Source organism: Methylobacterium aquaticum, assembly GCF_016804325.1.
In the GTDB taxonomy this organism is placed as follows: domain Bacteria; phylum Pseudomonadota; class Alphaproteobacteria; order Rhizobiales; family Beijerinckiaceae; genus Methylobacterium; species Methylobacterium aquaticum_C.
The window spans coordinates 540,712-550,000 of sequence record NZ_CP043627.1; the positions used below are offsets into that span (position 1 = coordinate 540,712).

Genomic DNA, 9,289 nt, shown 5'->3' on the forward strand with positions numbered 1-9,289 from the left:
CGATGCCCCGCAAACGGCCCAGTCCGGGCCGGGCCGCGACCCCGGTCCCGGCGAGGCGGCGGGCGGATGCCGCCGTTCGCGCCGGATCCTCCTCCCATGCGGGAGCGGGGATGTCCCTGCGCCTCGCCCTTCCCGGGACGCCCTGCGCAGAAGGGGGATCAGCCGCGCACATCCCCCTCTCCCCGCGCCAGTCCCCGCTCCATCAGATCGAGATGCCCCTCCAGATAGGCCGCGCCGTCCAGGGCGTGGTCGTCGCCGAACATCAGCCGCCAGGTGCAGGCCATGATGACGGGAGCGAAGAGCAGGTGGGGAAACTCTTCCGCCGCGGAGGGGCGGAACTCGCCCCGCTCGATCCCGTAGCGCACGACCCGGCGCAGGGCCTCCACCTCCGGGCCGATCACCTCGGCGCGCCAGCGCTCGACGACGTCGGGAAAGCGGCTGACCTCGGCCAGGAGCATCCGGATGATCTCGCGGGTGCGCCGGTCCTCGACCATCTGCGCGTATTCGAAGGTGAAGTGCGAGCGCAGGATCGCCATCGCGGGACCCTGCGGGGCGGCGGTGAGCGCCGCCAGGTGTTCGCGCGAGGGGCGGCTCATCTCCCGCATCGTGGCGAGAAACAGGTCCTCCTTGCTCGGGAAGTACAGGTAGATCGTGCCCTTGGTGATCCCGGCCCGGGCCGCCACGTCGTCGAGCTTGGTCGCGGCGAAGCCCGAGCGGGCGAATTCCTCGAACGCCGCCTCCACGATCTCGCCGGGCCGCTCCTCCTTGCGCCGCCGCCGCGGTCCCGCGGGCACCGTCTTACCTCCGATCACGCCCTTGCCCGCACTCGCCATCATGCACCTTATTGACTGTCTGGTCAGTTATTAGTACGAAGCGGGCGTCGCCTTCAAGGAGCGCGCGCCATGGCCCGCACGGTGATGTGTCCGTCCCGCAGAACCGCGCCGCACCGGCCCGGGTTCACCCGCCTGGCCAACGGCCTCGCCCTCCAGGCGCCGCCGGTGGAGCGCGCCCGTCCGCTGCTGCCGGGCCGCGTGCCGCTCTCCGCCGTCGCGCTCCTGCTCTTCGCGCTCGCCGGCTGGGCCGGCCTGCTGGCCTGGACCCGGCCCGACCCGGCGGCGCCGTGCGCCTCGTGCCTGTCCGCGCCGGGCCAGACCTGACGCGATCACCCATTCCCGGTTCGCCCCGGCACGATGCCGGGGTGCCCCCACAGATGCGGTGACGGCCTCCCCCCGGAGACCGCGCCGCATCTGGAAGGAGCGGCCGCATCCGCCCCCTCGCGGCCGCTCCTTCACATGATCTTTCTTATGCTACGGCATCTCCAGGCTCGACCCTTGCGCACGCCCCTCATGAGACCCATCCCGATCCGGCGGGGCGCCGCCGGCCTCGCCGCCCTGCTCCTCGCGAGCTCCTCCCTCGCCGCGGCGCCCGCCTCCGCCCAGGAGACGGGCCAGGAGACGCGTCAGGAGACGCGCAGCCCGACGGCGAAGCCCGCGGATGCGCTGGCTCAGGTCCGGGTGGTCGCCGCCGCCCTCGCGCCGGTCTCCGAGCGGGTCGTCCTGACCGGCGACATCCAGGCCAAGTTCCTGAGCAACATCGCGTTCCGGGTCAGCGGCAAGATCCAGGAGCGCCTGGTCGAGGTCGGCGAGCACGTCACCGCCGACCAGGTGCTGGCCCGGCTCGAGCCGCAGGAGCAGCAGGTCAACGTCGACACCGCGCAGGCCGCGCTCGCCTCGGCCGAGGCCCTGCTGACCCAGGCGAAGGTGAGCTTCGAGCGCCAGCAATCGCTGATGCGCAGCGGCTACACCACTCGCACCGCCTACGACCAGGCCGAGCAGACCCTGCGCACCACCCAGGCCTCGGTCGAATCCGCCAAGGCGGCGCTCGGCAATGCCCGCGAGCAATTCTCCTACACCGAGCTGAAGACCGGGGTCGCCGGCATGATCACGGCGCGCAACGCCGAGGCCGGCCAGGTGGTGCAGTCCGGCCAGACCGTGTTCACCCTGGCCCAGGACGGGCCGCGCGACGCGGTGTTCATCGTCTCCGAGACGCTGCTCGCCGAGCCGCCGGAGGGCAAGACGATCGACATCATCCTCCTGTCCGATCCGCGGGTGCGCACCACCGGTACCGTGCGGGAGATCTCGCCGGCGGTCGATCCGTCCTCCGGCGGCGTGCGGGTGAAGATCGGGCTCTCCAAGGTCCCGCCCGAGATGTCGCTCGGCGCGACCGTGGCGGGAATCGGCCAGATCCGGACCCGGCCGGCGGTCTCGCTGCCCTGGAGCGCGCTGTTCCGCTGGCAGGACCGACCGGCGGTCTGGGTGCTCGATCCGGGAAGCGGCACCGTCGCGCCCAAGACCGTGGCGATCGAGCGCTATGCCGGCTCGGCCATCGTCCTGTCGGACGGCATCGCGCCGGGCGAGCGGGTCGTGGTGGCCGGCATCCAGCTCCTGCGTCCCGGCCAGAAGGTCGCGGTGGTCGGGGACAACACCCAATGACGTCCGTCCCCCTCCGCATCCCCGCCCGCCTGCCGGCCTTCACGGTCCTCCTCGCCCTGGCGGCCTGCCAGGAGAAGAAAGCCGAGGCGCCGCCTCCGGTGCGCCCGGTCCTCGTCACCAAGGTCGAGGTCCGCACCGCCGAGACCTTCGGCCCCTTCGCCGGCACGGTCGAGCCGCGCTACCAGACGCAGGCCGGATTCCGGGTGCCGGGCCGGATGGTCGCCCGCGACGTCTATGTCGGCGACCTGGTGCCGAAGGGCGCGCGGCTCGCCGCCCTCGATCCGACCGTGCTGCAATTCGCCGTCACCCGGGCCCGGGCCGACGTGACCGACGTCGAGGCGCAGCTCGCCAATGTCAGCGCCGTCGAGGCGCGCCAGCGTACCCTGTACGAGGGCGGCAACGTCACCCAGGCCGCCCTCGACGCCGCGGTGGCGAGCCGCGACACCGCGGCGGCGCGCCTGGCCCAGGCCCGGGCCGCCCTCCAGAAGGCGACGGACGAGCTCGGCTACGCCACCCTGAAGGCCGATGTCGACGGGGTGGTGACCGCCTGGAACGCCGAGATCGGCCAGGTGGTGAGCGCCGGCCAGGCCGTGGTGACGCTCGCCCGCCCCGACATCCGCGAGGCGGTGGTCGACATCCCGGACGGGCTGATGGCCGGCATCAAGGCCGGCACCGCCTTCACGGTGACGCTCCAGGCCGCCCCGACCATCACCGCGACGGGCCGGGTGCGCGAGATCGGGCCGCTCGCCGACCCGGCGACCCGCACCCGCCGGGTGCGGATGACGCTCGTCGACCCGCCCGAGGCCTTCCGGCTCGGCACCACCATCACGGTCGCCCTCGAGCGCGCCACCCCGCCGCACATCACCCTGCCGGCGACCGCCCTGCTCCGGGCGGAGGACCGCACCAGCGTCTGGGTCGTCGCGCCCGACGGCCAATCGGTCTCGCGCCGCGACGTCACGGTGGTCCCCCCGCGGATACGCCGGCCCCCGACGAGGCGAGCGTGACGCTGAGCGGCGGCGTCACCGCCGGCGAGACCGTGGTGGTGGCGGGCGTCCACAGCCTGAAGGACGGCCAGGCGGTCCGCCTCGCCGCCTCGGGGCTCTGACCGCCTTCCGAACCCATCCCATGCGCGGCCCTACGGCCCGCCCCCTGAAAAACCGCTCAGCGCGAGGCCGCGCCCGATGAAGTCGTTCAACCTCTCCGAATGGGCGCTGTCGCACCGCTCCTTCGTCTGGTTCCTGATGGTGGTGGCGATCGTCGCCGGCGCGATGTCCTATCGCAAGCTCGGCCGCGAGGAGGACCCGGCCTTCGCGATCAAGACCATGGTGGTGCAGGCGGTCTGGCCCGGCGCCACCATCGGCGACACCCTCGACCAGGTCACCGACCGGATCGAGAAGGAGGTGCAGCAGATCAGCGCCGTGGACTACACGCGGAGCTACACCACGCCCGGCCAGGCGACGGTGTTCGTCAACCTGCGCGACACGACCCCACCGCAGACGATCCCGTGGCTGTTCTACCAGGTGCGCAAGCGCCTCGGCGACATCAAGGGCACCTTCCCGCAGGGGATGCAGGGCCCGTTCTTCAACGACGAGTTCGGCGACGTGTTCGGCAACGTCTACGCCTTCACGGCCGACGGGCTGTCGATGCGCCAGCTCCGCGACTACGTCGAGCAGGTCCGCACCCGGATCATCAAGGTGCCGAGCATCGGCAAGACCCAGATCATCGGCGCCCAGAACGAGGTGATCTATCTCGACTTCTCGACCCGCAAGCTCGCCGGCCTCGGCGTCGACGTGCAGTCGCTGATCAAGACGCTTCAGGCGCAGAACGCGGTGGCGCCGTCCGGCGTGATCCAGGCCGGGCCGGAGCGGGTCTCGGTCCGGGTCGGCGGCCAGTTCACCGACGAGAACAGCCTGAAGGCGATCAACCTGCGGGTCAACGACCGCTTCTTCCGCCTCTCGGACGTGGCCGAGATCTCGCGCGGCTATGCCGATCCGCCCGAGGCGCTGTTCCGCTACAATGGCCGGCCGGCAATCGGGCTCGCCATCGCCATGCAGCAGAGCGGCAACCTGCTCGAATTCGGCGAGGCCCTGAAGTCGCGGATGCGCCAGGTCGAGGCCGAGCTGCCCGTGGGCGTGGGCATCCACCTCGTCTCGGACCAGCCGCGGATCGTCGAGGAGGCGGTCGGCGGCTTCACCAAGGCGCTCGTCGAGGCGGTGGTGATCGTGCTCGTGGTCTCGTTCCTGAGCCTCGGGATGCGGGCCGGCCTCGTGGTCTCGTTCTCGATCCCGCTGGTCCTCGCCATCGTGTTCGTCATCATGGAGGTGATGGGGGTCACGCTGCAGCGCATCTCGCTCGGGGCGCTGATCATCGCGCTCGGCCTCCTCGTCGACGACGCGATGATCACCGTCGAGATGATGGTGGCGCGGCTGGAGGCCGGCGACAGCCTGCACAAGGCCGCGACCTTCGCCTATACCTCGACCGCCTTCCCGATGCTCACCGGCACGCTCGTCACCGTGGCGGGCTTCCTGCCGATCGGCTTCAACGGCTCGGCGGCGGGCGAGTACACCTACTCGCTGTTCGTGGTGATCGCCGCCTCGCTCCTCGTCTCCTGGGTGGTGGCGGTCCTGTTCGCGCCGCTCATCGGCGTGAAGATCCTGCCGAAGACCATGAAGGGCCACCACGACAAGCCGAGCCGCCTGCTCAATGCCTTCAGGGCGCTGCTGCTGCCGGCGATGCGCTTCCGTTGGATCACCGTGGCCACGTGCGTCGGCCTCCTCGGGCTCGCGGTGGTCGGCATGGGCCACGTGCAGCAGCAATTCTTCCCGGCCTCCGACCGGCCCGAGGTACTGGTCGACATGACCCTGCCGCAGAATGCCAGCATCGCCGAGACCAGGGCGCAGATGGACCGGTTCGAGGAGGCCCTGAAGGGCGACCCCGAGATCAAGCGCTGGAGTTCCTATGTCGGGCAGGGCGCGATCCGGTTCTACCTGCCCCTCGACCAGCAGCTCTCGAACGCGTTCTTCGGCCAGATCGTGATCGAGACCGTGTCGCTGGAAGCCCGCGACCGCACCATGGCGCGGCTGAACGCGCTCGCCCGGCGCGACTTCGTCGGCACCGACGTGTTCGTGCATCCCCTCGACCTCGGCCCCCGGTCGGCCGGCCGATCCAGTACCGGATCAGCGGTCCCGACCTCCAGGTGGTGCGGGCGCAGGCCCTCAAGCTCGCCAACGTGGTGGCGCAGAACCCGCATGTCGGCCTGCCGACCTTCGACTGGAACGAGCCCGGCAAGGTGCTGCGGGTCGAGATCCTGCAGGACAAGGCGCGCCAGCTCGGCGTGACCTCGCAGGACATCGCCGGCATCCTCAACGGCGTGGTCGGCGGCACCACGATCACCCAGGTCCGCGACGCGATCTACCTCGTCGACGTGGTCGGCCGGGCGCAGGGGCCGGAGCGGCGCTCCGTCGACACGCTCCAGAGTCTGCAGGTGCCGACCGCCGGCGGCGCGACGGTGCCGCTCCTCGCCTTCGCGCGGATCCACTACGACCTCGAACAGCCGATCGTCTGGCGCCGCGACCGGATGCCGACCATCACGGTGCGCGCCTCGATCACCGACGCGACCCAGCCGCCGACCGTCGTGGCGGCGCTGGACCCCGCCATGGCGCAGTTCCGCGCCGAGCTTCCCGCCGGCTACGACCTCGCCACCGGCGGCGCCGTGGAGGAGAGCGCCAAGGGACAGGGGCCGATCGCCGCGGTGGTGCCGGTGATGCTGCTGGTGATGGCCTTCTTCCTGATGGTGCAGCTCCAGAGCCTCCAGAAGCTGTTCCTGGTGTCGAGCGTGGCGCCGCTGGGTCTCATCGGCGTCGTCGCGGCCCTGCTGCCGTCCGGCGCGCCGATGGGCTTCGTGGCGATCCTCGGCATCCTGGCGCTGATCGGCATCATCATCCGCAACGCGGTGATCCTCGTCACCCAGATCGACGAGTTCGAGGCGGAGGGCATGAACCCCTGGGACGCGGTGGTGGAGGCGACCTGCCACCGCATGCGCCCGATCCTGCTCACCGCGGCGGCGGCGAGCCTCGGCATGGTGCCGATCGCCCGCGAGGTCTTCTGGGGGCCGATGGCCTACGCGATGATCGGCGGCATCATCGCGGCGACCTTCCTGACCCTGTTCTTCCTGCCGGCGCTCTATGTCGGCTGGTACCGGATCCGGCCGCAGAAGACGGGCGAGGCACACGCGCAGGCCGGGGCGTGATCGGGGCGCGAGGCGGCGCATGCCCGACAGGGCATGGGCGTCCGGGCCGGTATGGGCGCCCGGACATGCGACGAAGCCGTGAATAATCCGGGGCGGCCGACAACCTCCGCTGGTCCCCCGGCATCTCCCTGCGTAAGCTGCGCGGCACGCCAGGAGACGAGCCGGTTCGCGAACCGAGGGTGACGAATCCGGGTTCGCGCGCCGAGACAGAAGACGACCCGATGACCTCCGCGACACCGGGCCCCGCGCAGCAAGCCGCGCCCGTGACCTTCGATACGCGGCTCGAAGGCCTGACCCGGCTGGCCCTCAAGGGCTTCCTGCTCTCGCTCGTGACCTTCGGCGTCTACCGGTTCTGGTACATGACCGACCTGCGGCGGTTCTTCTGGAGCCGCACCGCCCTCGACGGGTCGCCGGCCGAGTATACCGGCACCGGCAGGGAACTGTTTCTCGGTTTCCTGGTGGCGCTCGTGCTCCTGGTGCCGGTCTATCTCGGCCTGTTCGCGATCTCCCTGGCGTTCCCTCGGCTGGCGCCGTTCTCGGTGGTGATCTCCTTCGTCACCCTGTTCGTGCTGGGGCAATACGCCCTCTATCGCGGGCGCCGCTACCGGGCGATGCGCACGCTGTGGCGCGGCATCCGGCTCGGCCAGGACGGCTCGGCCTCCGTTTACGCGGCACGGGCGGCGGGCTGGTGGCTTCTCGTCTCTCTGACCTTCGGGCTGGCCTTTCCGTTCATGCAGGCAAGCCAGGAGCGCTACCGCATCGACCACACCCTGATCGGCACGAGCCGGCTGAACTCGGAGGCGCGCGGGCGCAAGCTGCTGGGACCGTGGCTGCTGGTCTACCTCGTGGGGCTCGGACCGCTGATCGGGCTCGGCCTCGCGCTCCTGGCCGCGTCCGATTTCTCCCTGCCGACCGACCTGATGGTGCCGAAGCCGGGCGGCAAGGCGGGCGAGACGATCCTCAACCCCGCCTATGCCGGCACGACGATCGGCCGCCTGACGACCGCCCTGTTCGTCGCCACCCTGGTCTGCATCCCGGCGGCGTTCCTGCTGATCCCGTATTACCGGGCCCGTGAGACCCGCGCCTTCGCGGGCGCGGTGCGCCTCGGCGGCGTGCGCCTCGCCTCGACCCTGCGGGCCCGCGCCCTCTATGTCCCCTACATACTCTACGCGCTGTCGCTCGTCGGCCTCCTGCTCGTCCTCGGCCTGGTCGGCGGCCTCCTGGCCCTGGCCGCGCAGCGATCGGGCCTCGGCGTGGTCCACTGGCTCATCGTCCTGGCCTACTTCGCCGTCGCCCCCCTGAGCGCGGTCCTCCATGTCCGCCTGGTGCAGGCATGGACCTGGGAGGCGGTCGCGACGAGCCTGACGATCGTCAACCCGGAGGAACTCTCGGCGATCCTGGCCGCGGCCCGGGGCGCCAGCAGCGGCTTGCAGGAAGGCCTTGCCGACGCGCTCGATGTCGGCGGCGCGCTCCAGATCGGGTTCTGAGCGGTGACGGAGAAGCGGCCAGAGCCCCCCGCCATCGAGACCGACGGGCGCTACTTCGACGGCGTCAGCGCGCGGCCGCATCCGGTGCGGCTGCGCCTCGACACGCGGCTCCGGGCCATCGGCCCCGGGATCGCGGCGGATTGGGACCCGCTCGACCTCCGGGCGGCGGATTCGGTGCCGCCGCTGATGCGGGTGGGCCCCGCCTACGCGCCGGACCGGGTCGAATGCTCGGATGAAGGGCTTGCCGCCGCCCTGGCGGAACGCTGCCCGGACCTGCGCCGGCGAGAGGGCGCAGGCGGCAACACGCGCCTCGTGCTCTGGTCCGCGGCGGCCGGGCTCTCGATCCTGCTCGTTGCGATCTTCGGTATCCCGTACCTGGCACGGCTGCTTGTCCCGCTCGTGCCGGATTCCATCGAGGCGCGCCTCGGTGCCGTGGTCGAGCCGCAGGTGGTGCGCCTCCTTGGACGGCCGCCGGTCTGCGCCGAGGGACCCGGGCGCGTCGCCCTCGACCGCCTCGTCGCCCGGCTCGTCGCCGGCCAAGGCCCCGATGGGGCGCTGCCGCCGGCTCTCGCTGTCACCGTGCGCCGCCACGAGATGGCCAACGCCTTCGCGCTGCCGGGCGCGCGGGTGATCCTTTTCTCGGGCCTGATCGCGCGGGCGAAGACGGCGGACGAGGTCGCGGCGGTGCTCGCCCACGAGCTCGGTCATGTCGGTGCGCGCGACCCGACCCGCTCTCTGATCCGAGCCTCCGGCACGTCGTTCCTGTTGAGCCTCGTGCTGGGCGACCTCACCGGTTCGACGGTGATCGTCGCGGTCGGCGAGGCTTTGCTCTCGGCGGGCTACAGCCGCGAGGCAGAGCGGGCGGCCGATACTGACGCGGTCGACCTGATGGTGCGTGCGGGTGGCAACGGCGCCGCCCTGGCCGACATCCTCGAGCGCATCGCCGCCGATGAACGCCGGGGCAGGCCTCTCGATCTCCTGCGCAGCCACCCTCTCACGACGGAGCGGGCTGCCACGATCCGGGCCCTCGCCGGCCGCGATGCGCCCAAGCAGCAGATCCT

6 protein-coding genes and 1 pseudogene (1 of these 7 cut by a window edge) are annotated in these 9,289 nt (G+C 71.6%); 6 read left to right on the forward strand and 1 reads right to left on the reverse strand.

Annotated elements, in window-relative coordinates:
• Positions 1-158: 158 nt before the first annotated feature.
• A complete protein-coding gene (locus F1D61_RS02445; RefSeq protein ID WP_246775682.1) occupies positions 159-794 on the reverse strand; it encodes a TetR/AcrR family transcriptional regulator in 636 nt (211 codons plus the stop codon).
• A gap of 108 nt (positions 795-902) precedes the next feature.
• Between F1D61_RS02445 and F1D61_RS02450 the strand changes: the two genes are divergently transcribed.
• The 6 genes and pseudogenes from F1D61_RS02450 to F1D61_RS02475 all read left to right on the forward strand — a co-directional run.
• Positions 903-1,157, forward strand: a complete 255-nt coding sequence (locus tag F1D61_RS02450; protein ID WP_203156371.1) for a hypothetical protein — start codon at positions 903-905, stop codon at positions 1,155-1,157.
• A gap of 189 nt (positions 1,158-1,346) precedes the next feature.
• Positions 1,347-2,492: an efflux RND transporter periplasmic adaptor subunit gene (locus tag F1D61_RS02455; RefSeq protein WP_203156372.1), complete on the forward strand. Its 1,146-nt coding sequence runs from the start codon at positions 1,347-1,349 to the stop codon at positions 2,490-2,492.
• Complete coding sequence (locus F1D61_RS02460) at positions 2,489-3,496, forward strand: efflux RND transporter periplasmic adaptor subunit (RefSeq protein WP_348649421.1); 1,008 nt, start codon at positions 2,489-2,491, stop codon at positions 3,494-3,496. Before F1D61_RS02455 ends, F1D61_RS02460 begins: the two co-directional genes overlap by 4 nt.
• Positions 3,497-3,673: 177 nt before the next feature.
• A pseudogene (locus tag F1D61_RS02465) lies at positions 3,674-6,741 on the forward strand (efflux RND transporter permease subunit).
• 221 nt (positions 6,742-6,962) lie between these two features.
• The gene (locus tag F1D61_RS02470; protein WP_203156373.1) at positions 6,963-8,228 is read left to right on the forward strand and encodes a DUF898 family protein; all 1,266 of its coding nucleotides are present in this window, start codon (positions 6,963-6,965) and stop codon (positions 8,226-8,228) included.
• A 3-nt stretch (positions 8,229-8,231) separates the two neighbouring features.
• Positions 8,232-9,289 carry the 5' portion of a M48 family metallopeptidase gene (locus F1D61_RS02475; protein ID WP_203156374.1) on the forward strand. It continues 76 nt past the right edge of the window, so 1,058 of the gene's 1,134 nt are visible here — the first part of the coding sequence; it begins with the start codon at positions 8,232-8,234; its stop codon lies beyond the right edge, outside the window.